At 75.4% G+C, this 14272-nt stretch carries 13 protein-coding genes; 5 read left to right on the top strand and 8 right to left on the bottom strand.

The window, feature by feature from the left end; all coding sequences use genetic code 11:
- Positions 1-49: 49 nt before the first annotated feature.
- The 4 genes from ACIQVD_RS04565 to pdxH all read right to left on the bottom strand — a co-directional run bounded on the left by ACIQVD_RS04565 (position 50) and on the right by pdxH (position 4557).
- Positions 50-895 carry an aminoglycoside N(3)-acetyltransferase gene (locus ACIQVD_RS04565; RefSeq protein ID WP_402286008.1) on the bottom strand — a complete coding sequence of 282 codons (846 nt, stop codon included), beginning with the start codon at positions 893-895 and terminating at the stop codon, positions 50-52.
- Positions 892-3291, bottom strand: a complete 2400-nt coding sequence (locus ACIQVD_RS04560) for an FxsB family cyclophane-forming radical SAM/SPASM peptide maturase (protein ID WP_402286005.1) — start codon at positions 3289-3291, stop codon at positions 892-894. The genes ACIQVD_RS04565 and ACIQVD_RS04560 overlap by 4 nt, the downstream gene beginning before the upstream one ends.
- Before the next feature lie 33 nt (positions 3292-3324).
- A complete protein-coding gene (gene fxsA / locus ACIQVD_RS04555; protein ID WP_400682454.1) occupies positions 3325-3498 on the bottom strand; it encodes an FxSxx-COOH cyclophane-containing RiPP peptide in 174 nt (57 codons plus the stop codon).
- 267 nt (positions 3499-3765) lie between these two features.
- A complete protein-coding gene (gene pdxH / locus ACIQVD_RS04550) occupies positions 3766-4557 on the bottom strand; it encodes a pyridoxamine 5'-phosphate oxidase (protein WP_400682455.1) in 792 nt (263 codons plus the stop codon).
- Between the two features lie 321 nt (positions 4558-4878).
- On the opposite strand from pdxH, the gene ACIQVD_RS04545 reads away from it, so the two are divergent.
- From ACIQVD_RS04545 to ACIQVD_RS04535, 3 genes are all read left to right on the top strand, one after another.
- On the top strand, positions 4879-5979 hold the full coding sequence (locus ACIQVD_RS04545; RefSeq protein ID WP_400682456.1) for a citrate synthase 2: 1101 nt from the start codon (positions 4879-4881) through the stop codon (positions 5977-5979).
- 204 nt (positions 5980-6183) lie between these two features.
- Positions 6184-7308 (top strand): phosphoserine transaminase, encoded by a 1125-nt coding sequence (gene serC / locus ACIQVD_RS04540; RefSeq protein ID WP_100836769.1) that lies wholly within the window; start codon positions 6184-6186, stop codon positions 7306-7308.
- A 327-nt stretch (positions 7309-7635) separates the two neighbouring features.
- The gene (locus ACIQVD_RS04535) at positions 7636-9405 is read left to right on the top strand and encodes a beta-galactosidase family protein (RefSeq protein ID WP_402286000.1); all 1770 of its coding nucleotides are present in this window, start codon (positions 7636-7638) and stop codon (positions 9403-9405) included.
- 34 nt (positions 9406-9439) lie between these two features.
- On the opposite strand, the gene thpR is transcribed toward ACIQVD_RS04535, so the two are convergent.
- On the bottom strand, positions 9440-10000 hold the full coding sequence (thpR, locus tag ACIQVD_RS04530) for an RNA 2',3'-cyclic phosphodiesterase (protein ID WP_402285997.1): 561 nt from the start codon (positions 9998-10000) through the stop codon (positions 9440-9442).
- A gap of 62 nt (positions 10001-10062) precedes the next feature.
- Here thpR and ACIQVD_RS04525 point away from each other — a divergent pair, with 62 nt between their 5' ends.
- Positions 10063-10695, top strand: coding sequence for a GNAT family N-acetyltransferase (locus ACIQVD_RS04525; RefSeq protein ID WP_402285995.1), 633 nt, complete (start codon positions 10063-10065; stop codon positions 10693-10695).
- A 12-nt stretch (positions 10696-10707) separates the two neighbouring features.
- On the opposite strand, the gene ACIQVD_RS04520 is transcribed toward ACIQVD_RS04525, so the two are convergent.
- The 3 genes from ACIQVD_RS04520 to ACIQVD_RS04510 form a co-directional block, all read right to left on the bottom strand.
- Positions 10708-11982: an MFS transporter gene (locus ACIQVD_RS04520; RefSeq protein WP_400682704.1), complete on the bottom strand. Its 1275-nt coding sequence runs from the start codon at positions 11980-11982 to the stop codon at positions 10708-10710.
- A 438-nt stretch (positions 11983-12420) separates the two neighbouring features.
- Complete coding sequence (locus ACIQVD_RS04515; protein ID WP_100836774.1) at positions 12421-12855, bottom strand: MarR family winged helix-turn-helix transcriptional regulator; 435 nt, start codon at positions 12853-12855, stop codon at positions 12421-12423.
- Between the two features lie 125 nt (positions 12856-12980).
- Positions 12981-13526: an FHA domain-containing protein gene (locus tag ACIQVD_RS04510; RefSeq protein WP_400682462.1), complete on the bottom strand. Its 546-nt coding sequence runs from the start codon at positions 13524-13526 to the stop codon at positions 12981-12983.
- Positions 13527-13710: 184 nt separating this feature from the next.
- Here ACIQVD_RS04510 and ACIQVD_RS04505 point away from each other — a divergent pair, with 184 nt between their 5' ends.
- A complete protein-coding gene (locus tag ACIQVD_RS04505) occupies positions 13711-14208 on the top strand; it encodes a hypothetical protein (RefSeq protein ID WP_402285992.1) in 498 nt (165 codons plus the stop codon).
- The last annotated feature ends 64 nt before the right edge of the window (positions 14209-14272 follow it).

Raw genomic sequence — 14272 nt, 5'->3', positions numbered from 1 at the left:
TAGGAAGACCGGCGGTCCGAATGGAATAGGGCCTTGATCTGATCCGGTCTCAACTTCGCCTGTCCGAATACCAGTTGGCGGCGAGGTCGACCGCCTCCCGGATCGGCAGCAGGACGCTCCGGGCGGCGCCGACCGGGCCCTGCCGCAGCTCCGCCAGCTCCCGGAGCAGCATCCCGCCCATCTCCTCGAAGTGCCCGTCGTCCAGCCGGGTGGCGGTGAACTCCTCGACCGCCCGGGCGGCGCCGTCGGTGCGCCGGACGCAGGTGTAGAGCTGCTGCGGCCGGTCCGGCTGCCAGTACTCCAGCAGGTGCAGGGGGGTGCAGTGGCGCATCGGCGCGCCCAGCATCAGGTGCTGGGCCCCGGCGCGGTACATCCGGCCGACCGGCGACTCGTCGCCGAGGTGGCAGTCCAGCGGGTGCACCGCGGTGAGCTCCCCGGCGGCGGGGCCGAGCGCGGCGAACGAGGTCTGCGGGTGCGGGCTGCGCAGCGCGCCGGGCCACTGCCGGACCACCTCGGCGAGCCGGCCCACGGTCGGGGAGGCGGGGGTGCGGGGGTGCCAGGCGGGCATCCGGTCGTGGTATTCGGCCAGCTCGGCGCGGGTCAGGCCGGCGGTCCGGGCCCGGTAGTACGGGGAGGTGCGGGAGTTCTCGGGCGTAGCGGTGTAGACGACCAGCGTGCCGCGCGCCCCCAGCGCCGCGAGGAGCGCCCGCACCACCCCGTGCGCGCCCCCCGCCACCGGCCCGACCGCCCGCAGCGAGGACTGCACCAGCAGCGTCCCGCCCTCCCGGACGCCCAGCTCGCGCAGCTGGCCGGCCAGTTGCCCGACCGACCAGGGCGGCCCCGGCTCCGGTCGGGTGCGCCCCGGTCCGGTCCGGAGCAGCGCGGTGTCGGTCACCGCCGCACCGCGGCGGCCTGCCGGGCGGCCGGGTCCGCGGCGGCGGCCTCCCGGGCGGCCCGCTCGGCGGCGGCGCCGACCGGCACCTCCAGGGCGGGGGCCAGCGCGGCGCGCATCCCGGCGGCGAAGCGCAGCCCGAGCGGGGTGAGCGAGCCGGAGCGCTCCAGCGTCCCGATCGCGTCCGCGGTGTGCGCCCGCCAGGTGGCCAGCTGGAGCCGGGCGGCGGTGGCGGCGTCGTCCCGGAGGCCGTCGTGGGCCCGCACCCGGCCCGCCCAGTACGCGGCGACCGCGAGGTGCGCGTAGGTGCCCTGCAGCAGGCCCTCCAGCGGGCGCGGGTCGGGCCGCCAGGGGGCGTGGTAGAGCCGGTCGTCGGCCTGGTCGTGCAGGTCGTACAGGTCGAGCACCGCGCCGAGCTTGACGTGCTGGAACTCGTGGGCGAGCAGCAGCGCCAGCACCGGGGCGGTGGTCGGCCGGGCGATCCCGACCGCCCCGTACGCCTGCCGGGCGGCGGCGCTGACGTCGCGCCCGTCCGGGCCGGGGGCGAGCGGGGTGACGGTGCCCAGGCCGGCCGCGATGCCGGCCGCGTAGTCGGGCAGGTCGCGGCCGAGCAGCTCCCAGGCTTCGCGCAACGCGCCCGTCCAGTCGAGCAGTTCGGCGTCGGAGAGCCGGTCGGCGGCGGGCCACTGGTGGCTGTCGCGCCGCGGGTCGGTGTCCTCCAGGGCGAGCGTCCAGCCGGGCAGCGCGACCCTGCGGACGGGCTGCCACAGGTGGTCGCCCGGCCGGTCCCAGCGGACGGTGTGCCCGGCGCAGGACAGCCCGTCGGCGTCGCCGCGCAGCACCGCCTCGGTCCGGCCGTCCAGCCGCAGCCGGCCGAGCGTCGGCAGGTGCAGCCAGCCCGCGCGGACCGGCAGCACCAGTTCGAACCCGGTCCGCCCGCGAACCGCGGCGGCGGCCGCCAGCTCGGCCAGCCCGCCCTGGTCGCCCTGGTCTTCCTGGTCGCCGCGCCCGTCCCGGGCCAGGCGGCGCACCGCCCAGGTCCGGGTGTAGGGGTGGGCGAGCACCGCGTCGAGCGCGCCGGGCGCGGCGCGGTCGACGGTGGTCAGCAGCTGCCAGGCGGCGCTGTTCCCGGGCGCCCCGGCGGCGGTCACCAGCCGTCGGGAGAGCTCCAGTTGGGCCTGGCCGAGGGCGGTGACGGCGTCCGCGCCGCCGAGCCCGTGGGCCAGTTCGTCCAGGTGCCGGTCGGTCAGCGGCTGCCGCGGCCGGGCGGGCGCGGCGGCCCGGGCCGAGACCCGGTCGCGGATGGTGGTGATGAGCTTCAAGAGGTCCCCGCAGTACACCGACGGCTGGTCGAAGCCCCCGCCGGTCCGGTATCGGTGGGCGTAGAGGCCGCCGCCGCAGCTGCGGACCACCGGACAGGCCCGGCACCGGGCCGCCAGGCCCGCCAGGCCGGACTGCCGCTCCAGCATCCCCGGGTGCCGGGCGACCTCGTCCAGGCTGTGCGCGAACACGTCGAAGCCGGTGGCGGGCGCGCCGTCGTAGGCGGTCTTGAGACTGTCGGCCTGTTCCAGCGTCCCGTCGGTCTCGACGACCACCAGGTCCGCCGGGTCCAGCCCGAGCGACTCGGTGAGGCTGGAGCGGCCGCGCAGGGTGCGGTGCACCGAGTCGAAGATCCGCACCGGCACCGGGCGGCCCCGCTCGGTCCAGTGCCGGTGGACCGCCAGCAGCCAGTCCGCGTAGGGGGTCGGCCCCGCGCCCTCGGGGCGGGCCGGCGGGTGGTCCCAGGTGGCGTGCGGCAGCAGGAAGTCGATCCGCGGCGGCTGCTCGGCGACCAGCGCCTCGTACACCGCGACCGGGTCGTTGGCCACGTCGACGGTGCACAGCAGCCCGGCGTACAGGTGCCGGAACTCCGGTTCGCGCAGCAGGGCCAGCGCGGCCAGCACCTTGGCGTGGCTGGAGCGGCCGTCCGCGAAGCGGCGGTGCCGGTCGTTGGCGAGCCGGTCGCCGTCCAGCGAGACCCCGACCCTGATGTCCTGCTCGGCGAAGAGTTCGCAGAACCGGCGGTCCAGCAGCACCCCGTTGGTGTGGATCCGCAGGTCCAGCGCGCACCCGGCGGGCAGGGCGGCCCGCAGCAGTTCGGCGGCCCGGCGCAGCCGGTCCGGACCGGCCAGCAGCGGCTCCCCGCCGTGCAGCACGACGTGCACGGCGGGGAGCCGGTGGGTCCTGGCGTGCTCCGCGATCCGTCCGGCCGTCCGCTCCAGCACCTCGTCCGAGACCGCCCTGGCCTTGCGGCTCCAGCTCGTGTCGGCGTGCTCGTACACGTAGCAGTGGTCGCAGGCCAGGTCACAGCGGCTGTGGACCTTCAGCACGAACTGGCTGAACGGCACGGTGGCGGACATCGCGGGCGAACCGATCCGGCTGTTCCCGTACGGTCAGATCGACGACTGGAACGCGGCCACCGCCACCTGGCGGGCCGCCGCGTCCGGCAGCACCCGGGCGATCTGGGCGGCGAGGTCCTCGGCGTCCAGCGCGGCGAGGTCGGCCAGGGCGGCGCGCTGGAGGGCGACCCGGGGCTCGGTCAGGTCTTCGGCGAGGGCAGTGGTCATCGGCGTTGCCTTCTTCACTGAGGCGTGCGGACGGGGGATCGCCGCAGCCGGAAGACAGTGTCGTGAGTCACTGCGGCCTGACACCGATGCACAGCATAGCCCCCGCCGGTTACCGGCAACCCCCGCTCGAAAACCCGCGATCGGCACCGCCGACCGTACTCCGTACGGCAGTTGAGGGAGGGTCAGTCGCCGCGTTTTCGCCCGTTCGGCGGTACCGCCGTTCGACCGCCCGTGCTAGCGGGACTCGAACTGGGGAACCGGCGCCCGTCAGGGGAAGAGCCGCTCGACCTGCCAGCCGTCGGCGGTGGCGACGTAGCGCAGCCGGTCGTGCAGGCGGTTCTCCCGGCCCTGCCAGAACTCCACGCTGCGCGGGACGACCCGGTAGCCGCCCCAGAACGGCGGGACGGGGACGCCCTCGCCCTCCGGGTACCGGGCGGCGAGGTCGGCGTAGCGCTGTTCGAGCACCTCGCGGTCGGCCACCGGGCTGGACTGCTCGCTGGCCCAGGCGCCGAGCTGGGAGCCGTGCGGGCGGGTGCGGAAGTAGGCGGCGGTCTCGTCCCGGCCGACCTTCTCCACCCGGCCGGCGACGATCACCTGGCGGGCCAGCGTGATCCACGGGAAGAGCAGCGCGGCGTTCGGGTTGGCCGCCAGGTCGGTGCCCTTGCGGGAGCCGTAGTTGGTGAAGAACACGAAGCCGCGCCGGTCGTAGCCCTTGAGCAGGACGGTGCGCGCGGAGGGCACCCCCAGGGCGTCGGCGGTGGAGAGCACCATCGCGTTCGGCTCGGCCACGCCCGCCTCGCCCGCCTCGTGGAACCAGCGGGTGAACTGCTGGTAGGGGTCGTCGGCGAGCTGCTCCTCGGCCAGCCCGGCGTGCCGGTAGTGCTCGCGCATCACGGACGGGTCCGGCCCGGGCCGCTCCCCGGCGGGCCCGGTCGGCCCGGCGGGCGCGACGGGCGCGACGGGCGCGGCAGCCGCAGGGGGCGCGGCGGGGCCGGCGGGCCCGGCGGGCAGGGACGGGGCGCTCGGCTCGGCGTTCGGGTGGCGTTCCGCGGTAGGCACCCCTCCATCATCCCGTACGACAAGCGCCGGGCGCCGCCGCGTCCGGGCGAACGGCTGGGGATAGGGTGGCTCGCCACCGCTCCACGGCCCGCTGCGCGGGAAATCGTCCGGCTAGCGCCCGGGACGTCCCGAAAATCCGTCGAGGAAGCCGGAGACGACAGGGGTTCGAGCGGCCCGTGGGGGAAACATCACCGTCACGGTGTATGGCGCAATGCACTCCGTGCCTGACAATCTGACACCGAGTGCCAACCACCATCGGCCACCGGCGTGCCGCCCCACCACGGCCGCCCGCCGCGTCGGATCACTGAAGGAGCCGTTCTGATGTCGGATTTCGTACCCGGCCTTGAGGGTGTAGTCGCCTTCGAGAGCGAGATCGCCGAACCCGACCGCGAGGGCGGGGCGCTGCGCTACCGCGGGGTGGACATCGAGGACCTGGTCGGCCAGGTCTCCTTCGGGCACGTCTGGGGCCTGCTGGTCGACGGCAAGTTCGCCCCCGGCCTGCCGGCCGCCGAGCCGTTCCCGATCCCGGTCCACTCCGGTGACATCCGGGTCGACGTGCAGTCCGCCCTCGCCATGCTCGCCCCGGTCTGGGGCCTCAAGCCGCTGCTGGACATCTCCGCCGAGCAGGCCCGCGACGACCTGGCCCGGGCCGCCGTGATGGCGCTGTCGTACGTGGCCCAGTCGGCCCGCGGCCAGGGCCTGCCGATGGTCCCGCAGCGCGAGATCGACAAGGCCGGGACGATCGTCGAGCGGTTCATGATCCGCTGGCGCGGCGAGCCGGACCCGAAGCACGTCAAGGCCGTCGACGCGTACTGGACCTCGGCCGCCGAGCACGGCATGAACGCCTCCACGTTCACCGCCCGGGTGATCGCCTCCACCGGCGCGGACGTCGCGGCGGCGCTGTCCGGCGCGGTCGGCGCGATGTCCGGCCCGCTGCACGGCGGCGCGCCCTCCCGGGTGCTCGGCATGATCGAGGAGATCGAGCGCACCGGCGACGCGGCCGCCTACGTGCGGAAGACCCTGGACAAGGGCGAGCGCCTGATGGGCTTCGGCCACCGGGTCTACCGCGCCGAGGACCCGCGCGCCCGGGTGCTGCGCCGCACCGCCAAGGAGCTCGGCGCGCCGCGCTACGAGATCGCCGAGGCGCTGGAGAAGGCCGCGCTGGAGGAGCTGCACAACCGCCGCCCGGACCGCGTCCTGGCCACCAACGTCGAGTTCTGGGCCGCCATCATGCTGGACTTCGCCGAGGTCCCGGCGCACATGTTCACCTCGATGTTCACCTGCGCCCGCACCGCCGGCTGGTCGGCGCACATCCTGGAGCAGAAGCGCACCGGCCGGCTGGTCCGCCCGGCCGCCCGCTACATCGGCCCGAGCTCCCGCAAGCCGCAGGAGATCGAGGGCTGGGACCAGATCGCCGGCTGACCCGCCTCCGGAGCCGCTCCCGGAGCCACTTCCGGGTGAAAAGCTGACGGATCGTCAGTTCGGACACGTCCGCCGCCGGGCGCGCGCACGCCCCCTGACCAGGGGTCACGCGCCCCGGTGCGGGCTGTCCGGGGCGGGCAAGATCACGTCTCAGCGGCCGGACGGGCGTTCCGCCGCCGCGCGTCCGGGGGATAGGCTGCGGGGGTGGCTCAGATTCAGATCCCCGCCGACAATCTGCCCAACGACGGCCGCTTCGGCTGCGGCCCCTCCAAGGTGCGCCCCGAGGCCCTGAGTGCCCTCGCCGCCACCGGAACCTCCCTGCTGGGCACCTCCCACCGCCAGGCCCCGGTCAAGAACATCGTCAAGCGCGTCCGCCAGGGCGTCGCCGAGCTGTTCTCGCTGCCGGAGGGCTACGAGGTCGTGCTCGGCAACGGCGGCTCCACCGCGTTCTGGGACATCGCCGCGTTCGGCCTGGTGCGCGAGAAGTCGCAGCACCTGGACTTCGGCGAGTTCTCCTCCAAGTTCGCCTCCTCCGTGAAGGCCGCCCCGTGGCTGGCCGAGCCGACGGTGATCAAGACCGCCCCGGGCACCCACCCGCTGCCGGTCGCCGAGGCGGGCGTGGACGTCTACGGCCTCACCCACAACGAGACCTCCACCGGCGTCGCGATGCCGATCCGCCGCCCCGAGGGCGCGGACGCCGGCTCGCTGGTCCTGGTCGACGCCACCTCCGGCGCCGGCGGCCTGCCGGTCGACATCCGCGAGACGGACGTCTACTACTTCGCCCCGCAGAAGTCCTTCGCCTCCGAGGGCGGCCTCTGGCTGGCCACCTTCTCGCCGGCCGCGCTGGAGCGCGCCGCGGAGATCGCCGGCTCCGGCCGGTACGTCCCGCCGTTCTTCGACCTGCCGACCGCGATCGACAACTCCTCGAAGGACCAGACGTACAACACCCCGTCCATCTCCACCCTCTTCCTGCTGGCCGACCAGCTGGAGTGGCTGAACGGCCAGGGCGGCCTGGACTGGGCGGTGGCCCGCACCGCGGAGTCCTCCTCGATCCTGTACTCCTGGGCCGAGAAGTCCTCCTTCGCGCAGCCCTTCGTGGCCAAGCCCGAGGAGCGCTCCCAGGTCGTCGGCACCATCGACTTCGACGACTCGGTCGACGCCGCCGCGGTCGCCAAGGCACTGCGTGCCAACGGCATCGTGGACACCGAGCCCTACCGCAAGCTGGGCCGCAACCAGCTGCGCATCGCGATGTTCCCGGCCGTCGACCCGGCCGACGTCGAGAAGCTCACCGGCGCCATCGACTACGTGGTCGAGCACCTGAACGACTGACCCGCCCGCCTCCGTCGAGGGCCCCGGTCCACCGGACCGGGGCCCTCGACGCGTCCCGGGGCCGCCCCGGCGGGCCGGACGGCGGCTACTTCTGCACGATGGCGCTGACGATCACCACGGCGAGCAGCAGGACGAACGCGCCGGTGACGATCCGCATACGGGTCTTCGGGTCCACCCTTCGAGACTAGCCGGTCGAACGCCCGGCCCCGCGATCAGGGGCCCGGGGAAGGGGCCGGGGAAGAGCCGGGGAAGGGCCCCGGGAGGCGCGCCCCGGATGTTCCGCATGTCTCCGCGGCTGGAGGCCGTGGCGTTGGGCAGGCTGGGGGCATGCTCACCTACGACTCGACCGGGTTCCGCCTCGACGGGCGGCCGCTGCGCATCCTGTCCGGCGCGGTGCACTACTTCCGCAGCCGCCCCGAGCAGTGGGCCGACCGGCTCGCGGCGGTGCGGGCGATGGGGTTGAACACGGTCGAGACGTACGTGCCGTGGAACCTGCACGAGCCCGCGACCGGCCGGTACGCGCGGCTGGACGAGCTCGGGGCGTTCCTCGACGAGGCGCACCGGCAGGGGCTGTGGACGATCGTCCGGCCCGGCCCGTACATCTGCGCCGAGTGGGACAACGGCGGGCTGCCCGGCTGGCTCACCGCCCGGCTCGGCCGGCGGGTCCGCAGCAGCGACCCGGAGTACCTGGCCGCCGTCGACGCCTACTTCGACGCGCTGCTGCCGCAGGTGGTCGGGCGGCAGTGGGGCCGTCCCGGCGGCGGCGTGCTGATGGTGCAGGTCGAGAACGAGTACGGGTCGTTCGGCGGCGACGCCGCGTACCTGGACCACCTGGCCCGCGGGCTGCGCGAGCGCGGGATCGCCGTCCCGCTGTTCACCTCCGACGGCCCCGAGGACCACCTGCTCGCGGCCGGCACCGTCCCCGGCGTGCTGGCCACCGTCAACTTCGGCTCCGACCCGGAGGGCGCCTTCGCCGTGCTGCGCCGCCACCGCCCCGAGGACCCGCCGTTCTGCATGGAGTTCTGGAACGGCTGGTTCGACCACTGGGGCGAGCCGCACCACACCCGGGACGCCGCCGACGCCGCCGACACGCTGCGCCGCCTGCTCGCCGCCGGCGGCTCGGTCAACCTCTACATGGCCCACGGCGGCACCAACTTCGGCACCACCGCCGGCGCCAACCACGCCGACCCGCCGTTCAACTCCACCGACTGGACGCACTCCCCCTACCAGCCGACCACCACCTCCTACGACTACGACGCCCCGCTCGACGAACGCGGCCTGCCCACCGCCAAGTTCGACGCCTTCCGGCAGGTCATCGCCGAGTTCGCCGCCGAACAGCCGGAACTCGTCCGCTACCTGGACGAGCGCGAACCCGTGCTGCCCGCGCCCGCACCGCTGCTGGCGGCCCGCGAGGTGCTCCTCGACGAGTGCGCCGAGCTGCCGTTCGGGCCCGCCGTCACCGCCCCCGTGCCGCCGTCGTTCGAGGAGCTCGGGCTGGAGCACGGCCTGGTCCGCTACACCGCGACGGTACCCGCGCTCAGCCCCGAACTCCCGCTCACCGTCGAGGGGTTGTGCGACCGGGCCGCCCTGCGGGTGGACGGCGAGCACGTCGCCTCGCTCGAACGGGGCGTCCCCGCCGAGCCGGTCGCCGCGGGCGGCGGCGCCCGCGTCCGGCTGCTGGTCGAATCGCTCGGCCGGGTCAACTACGGGCCGCCGACCGGCGAGGCCAAGGGCCTCACCGGCGTCCGCCACGAACGCCAGTACCTGCACGGCTGGCAGGCCGAACCGCTCGCCCTCGACCCGCTCCCCGACCCCGGCACCTGGTCCCCCGGCACCCCCGCCCCGGAACTCCTCGCCCGCGGCACCCTGCACCTCGACGCCCCCGGCGACGCCTTCCTCGCCGTCCCCGAGGGCGGGCACGGCTACCTCTGGGTCAACGGCTTCCTGCTCGGCCGCTACGACGCCCGCGGCCCCCAGCACACCCTGTACTGCCCCTGGCCCCTCCTCCGCCCGGGGCCCAACACCCTCGCCCTGCTGGAACTCGGCACCACCGCCCCCGCCCGCGTCGTCCTCCGCGACGCCCCGGACCTGGGCTGAGACCCGCCGCGCGGCCCCGCGTCCCGGCCGCCGTTCACGTGCCCAGCGGCCAGCCCTCCACCACCGTGTAGCGGGCCGGGCCGTAGCCCGTCTCGCTGCGCATCAGCTGGATCCGGGCGGCCGTCCACGGCGTGCCCCGGAAGTCCCGCAGGGGGGCGGCCAGCGTCCGCGGCCCGCCCGGGCCGGCGGGTCCGCGGCCGCGGGTGGTCGCGGCCCGGGCCAGGGTCAGGTGGGGGTGGAAGCCGCGTTCCTCGTCGGTGGCGTCGAGCGCCGTCCGCACGTCCGCCGCCAGCCGGCGCAGGGCCTGGACGTCCCCCTCGACGCCCGCCCAGAGCGCCCGTTCGCCGAAGGTGCCGGCCCCGGCCAGGCGCAGCCGGTGCACCGGGTGGGTGCTCGCGAACCGGGCCAGCTCCCGTTCCAGCGCGGCCACCTCGTCGGCCGGGACCTCGCCCAGGAAGGCCAGCGTGAGGTGCCATCCGGCGGGTTCGGTCCAGCGCAGCCGGTCCGCGCCGGGGAGGGCGCGCAGGGGCTGTACGGCGTCGACGAGTTCCTGCTTGACGCGGGCCGGCGGGTTCACGGCGACGAAGAGCCTCATCCCGTCATCCTGCCGCACCCCCTGCCCGCGGGTCGGCCGGGAAGTCGGATAGAAAGAAGGTCATGCGCATCCGTACCGGAGGACCGGAATCCGCCGCCGTCCTGCTCTCCCTGCTCGACGGCGCGGTCGCCTGGCTGGCCGCCCGGGGCCGCACCGACCAGTGGGGCCCGGTGCCCTGGTCGCGGCGTCCGGGCGCGGTCGAACGGGCCGGGCGGGTCACGGCGGAGCACCTGGTCCGGATCGCCTGGCCCGACGACGGCGGCGGCGGCCAGGGCGGCGGCGGTGGCGGCGGCGGTGACGGCGGTGACGGCGAGAGCGGCGGCGGTGGCGGCGGCCCGCTCGGCATCTGCGTGCTGGCCGACCGCGCCCCCGCGGGCCTCCCGGCGGCGGGCGAGCCGGAGCTGTTCGTCCGCTGGCTGGTGACCGACCCGGCCCACCGCGGGGCGGGCGTCGGGGCGGCCCTGGTCGCCGACGCCCGCCGCCTGGCCCGCGAGCGCGGCGCCGGCCTGCTGCGGGTGGACTGCTACGCGGGCGGCGACGGCGGGCTGGTCGCCCAGTACGAACGGCTGGGGTTCACCCGCACCGCCGCGTTCACCGAGGACCGGCCGACCGGCCCGTGGCCCGGGCAACTGCTGGAGCTGCGCGTCCACCCGGGCCGGCGGGCCGGTCCGCCGGCGGACCGGCCCGCGGACTGACCCGCCGAGGGACTAGCAGGCGGTCGCCAGGTCGTCCTTCTGCACCACCGAGAACACCCGGCCCCGGGTCCGCACCGGGTGCGGGTCCAGGCGCAGGCGCAGGCCGCTGATCCGGCCGAGCACCAGGGCGACCACGCCGGCCGCCGCGGCGGAGACCAGGCCGCAGGCGAGCAGGCCGAAGCGCGGGCCGTACTGGGCGGTGATCCAGCCGACCAGCGGGGCGCCGATCGGGGTGCCGCCGGTGAAGACCAGGACCAGCAGGCCCATGACGCGGCCGCGCATCTCGGGGTCGGTGCCGAGCTGGAGGGCCGAGTTGACCGAGGTGTTGAAGGTCAGACCGAACACGCCGATCAGGGTGAGCAGCAGGGCGAAGGTCCAGTAGCCCGGGGCGAACGCGGCCAGCACCTCCAGCGCGCCGAAGGCGCACGCGGCGAAGACCAGGCGGCGCAGCCGGGGCGCGCCGCGGCGGGCGGCGAGCAGGGCGCCGGTCAGTGAGCCGACCGCCATCGCGGTGTTGAGCAGGCCGTACGCGCCCGCGCCGACGTGGAAGGTGTCGTGCGCGAAGCCGGAGAGCAGGGTCGGGAAGTTGAAGCCGAAGGTCCCGATGAAACCGGCGAGCACCATCGGCCAGAGCAGCTCGGGGCGCTCCTTGACGTACCGCAGGCCCTCGCGGAGCTGTCCGCGCTCGCGGGCGATCCGCTCGACGGGGCGCAGTTCGCTGCTGCGCATGGCGAGCAGGCCGCCGATGACCGCGACGAAGGAGAACGCGTTCACGGCGAACGCCCAGCCGCTGCCGACCGCGGCGATCAGCGCGCCGGCGACGGCCGGGCCGACCAGGCGGGCGGTCTGGAAGTTGGCGGCGTTCAGGCTGACCGCGTTGGCCAGGTCCTTGGCGGGCACCATCTCGCTGACGAACGCCTGCCGGGTCGGGTTGTCGACCACCGTGACCAGGCCGAGCAGCAGCGCGAACAGGTACACCACGACGGGCGTGACGGCACCGGTGACGGTGAGCACGGCGAGGACGGCGGCGAGCAGGCCCATCGCGCCCTGGGTCGCGATCAGCAGGCGGCGCTTGGGCAGCCGGTCGGCGAGGACGCCGCCCCACAGGCCGAGCAGCAGCATCGGCAGGAACTGCATGGCGGTGGTGATGCCGACCGCGAACGGGCTGCCGGTGAGGCTGAGCACCAGCCAGTCCTGGGCGATGCGCTGCATCCAGGTGCCGGTGTTGGAGACCACCTGGCCGGCGAAGTAGTACCGGTAGTTACGGATGCGCAGGGACGAGAACATCCCTCCCGGGCGGGTGAACCGGCCCGGCGAAGCGGCGGGGGTCACCGCCGCGGTGCGTTCGTCGGGGTCGTCGTCGCCGCTGCCCGGCAGGCCCGCGGAGGCGGGTGCCTGGCTCTGCGCGGCGGGGGCGCCGGCGGGCGCCGCCCCGGTGGTGGCGGCCGCTTCGTCGACGAGCGGTTCTTCGTGGCGCGGGCCCGCGGGGCGGGTGACCGGGCGCCGGGTGTCGGTACGGAGGTCGGTGCGGATGGTCGCGGTGCGGATCGCGGCGGCGCGGGCGGCCGGCGGTGTCAAGATGGTCTCCCCTCGGCGCACCGCGACCGGTCGGGCGGTCGCGGTGCGGTCTGTGGCACTGGTGGGTCCTGCGGTGATGCGGTTCTCCTTCGTTCACCCGGGACGGGTCGGACGGGATCGAACGGATCGGTCGGGATCGGGGCGGTGCTACAGGTTGGCCAGCTTGTAGAGCACGGGCGCGGCCGCCTTGAGCCGCTCCCACTCCTCCGCGTCGAGGCCCTCGGCCAGCCCGGCCAGCCAGGCGTTGCGCCGGCGGCGGGACTCGTTGAGGATCTCCTCGGCCTGCTCCGTACTGCTGACCACCACCTGTCGGCGGTCCTCCGGGTGCGGCTCGCGCCGCACCAGGCCCTTCTCCTCCAGCATCGCGATGATCCTGGTCATGGACGGCGGCTGGACGTGCTCCTTGCGGGCCAGCTCGCCCGGCGTCGCCTTGCCGCAGCGGGCGAGCGTGCCGAGCACCCCCATCTCGGTGGGGCTCAGCGACTCCTCGACCCGCTGGTGTCGCAACCGGCGGGCCAGGCGCATCGCGGCCGACCGCAGCTGGCTGACCGCCAGCAGGTCGTCCTCGTACATCTCGGGCATGTCCTTAGCCTACGTCATTACCGAGTCTAAGGAAAATTGATTTCGACCACACGCGCGCGAGGCATCCGTCCGTTCGACTCGACGCCGGCCGCCCGGCCGCCCGCTCCTCCCCGTCCGGCGCGCGCTCAGTCCGCGGTGAGGTGGAAGCCCAGCCGTCCGAAGCGCAGCCGGTCACCGGCCCGGACCACGGTGCCGCCGGCCACCCGGCGGTCGTTGACGTAGGTGCCGTTGCTGGAGCCCAGGTCGTAGAGGACCCAGTCGCCGGTCTCGAAGCGCAGCTCGGCGTGGCGCCGGGAGACGGTCGAGTCGCCCAGCCGGAGGTCGGAGCCGGTCATCCGGCCGATCCGCAGCCGCCGCACGCCCGGATCGGGCAGCCGCAGCCTGGTCAGCTGCTCGGCGTGCCAGGTCTGCCGCAGCCGGACCTGGAGCGCGGAGACCCTGGCGACGGTGCGCAGCAGCGCCCGGGAGACCGGTCCGTAGGTGCGCAGGTCGCCGACCACCTCGGCGAGTTCGGCGCGGCTGCGGGCGGTCAGCACCAGTTCCATCCGGCGGATGAAGGTGTCGTGCGAGAGCCGGCCGCTGCCGACCCCGTCCCGCAGCAGTTCCAGCGCGCTGTCCCGCTCGGCCTGCGAGGGGCGGGCGAGCTGGGTGCTGAACTCCTGAGCGGCCATAGCGTGATTGTCGGGCGGGCGACCCGCACTGTCCAGCACGCGGCGGGCCCCGCTCCGGAGGACAGGACCGACTCCCGTACGGCCGGACGGTTTTCGGCCCGATCCGCGCCAACTCCCGCCCACCGGGCCGCCGTCCTGGCAGGATCCGGCACAGCACCGACGTCCAGCCCGGGGAGCGCCCGCCATGCCCGTGATCGCCGTGACCGGGCACCTCGACCTCGCCCCGGACACCGCCCGCGCCGTCCGCACCGCCCTGGACGCCCTCCTCGCGCCGTACCCCGCAACGGAGTTGACCGGCGTCTCCTGCCTCGCCCCGGGCGCCGACACCCTGTTCGCGGAGGCCGTCCTGGCCCGCGGCGCCCGCCTGCTCGCCGTCCTGCCCGCCCCCGACTACCCACCCCCACCGACCGACCCGGCCGACCGCGCCGCCTTCGACCGCCTCCGGGCCTCCGCACACCGGGTCCTGGTCCTGCCCGCCGCCCGGCTCGACCCGGCCGCGTACGTCGCCGCCAACGACCGACTGCTACGCCTCGCCGACCGCCTGATCGCAGTCTGGGACGGCCGCCCCGGCAACGGCCCGGGCGGAACGGCCGACATGGTCGCCACCGCCCGAGCCGCCGGCCTGCCGGTCGACGTCCTGTGGCCCCCCGGCTCCTCCCGCACCGGCCGCCTCCCCTGCTGAACCCCCTCCCGGCACCGCCCCGAACGGGCCTCCCGGCCCGCCGTGGCGGTTCCGGGTGCACCTC

It is taken from the genome of Kitasatospora sp. NPDC090308 (assembly GCF_044769485.1).
Lineage (GTDB): Bacteria > Actinomycetota > Actinomycetes > Streptomycetales > Streptomycetaceae > Kitasatospora > Kitasatospora fiedleri.
The sequence above is the reverse complement of the archived record's forward strand: the minus strand, read 5'-3'. Positions and strand labels throughout refer to the sequence as shown.

Bases quoted from the DNA above. Each gene is read 5' to 3' on its own strand.
- thpR (WP_402285997.1), bottom strand. From the start codon at position 10,000: ATGAGGCTCTTCGTCGCCGTGAACCCGCCGGCCCGCGTCAAGCAGGAA.
- fxsA (WP_400682454.1), bottom strand. From the start codon at position 3,498: ATGACCACTGCCCTCGCCGAAGACCTGACCGAGCCCCGGGTCGCCCTC.
- ACIQVD_RS04510 (WP_400682462.1), bottom strand. From the start codon at position 13,526: ATGGCCGCTCAGGAGTTCAGCACCCAGCTCGCCCGCCCCTCGCAGGCC.
- ACIQVD_RS04515 (WP_100836774.1), bottom strand. From the start codon at position 12,855: ATGCCCGAGATGTACGAGGACGACCTGCTGGCGGTCAGCCAGCTGCGG.
- ACIQVD_RS04560 (WP_402286005.1), bottom strand. From the start codon at position 3,291: ATGTCCGCCACCGTGCCGTTCAGCCAGTTCGTGCTGAAGGTCCACAGC.
- ACIQVD_RS04520 (WP_400682704.1), bottom strand. From the start codon at position 11,982: ATGTTCTCGTCCCTGCGCATCCGTAACTACCGGTACTACTTCGCCGGC.
- ACIQVD_RS04525 (WP_402285995.1), top strand. From the start codon at position 10,063: ATGCGCATCCGTACCGGAGGACCGGAATCCGCCGCCGTCCTGCTCTCC.
- ACIQVD_RS04505 (WP_402285992.1), top strand. From the start codon at position 13,711: ATGCCCGTGATCGCCGTGACCGGGCACCTCGACCTCGCCCCGGACACC.
- ACIQVD_RS04545 (WP_400682456.1), top strand. From the start codon at position 4,879: ATGTCGGATTTCGTACCCGGCCTTGAGGGTGTAGTCGCCTTCGAGAGC.
- ACIQVD_RS04535 (WP_402286000.1), top strand. From the start codon at position 7,636: ATGCTCACCTACGACTCGACCGGGTTCCGCCTCGACGGGCGGCCGCTG.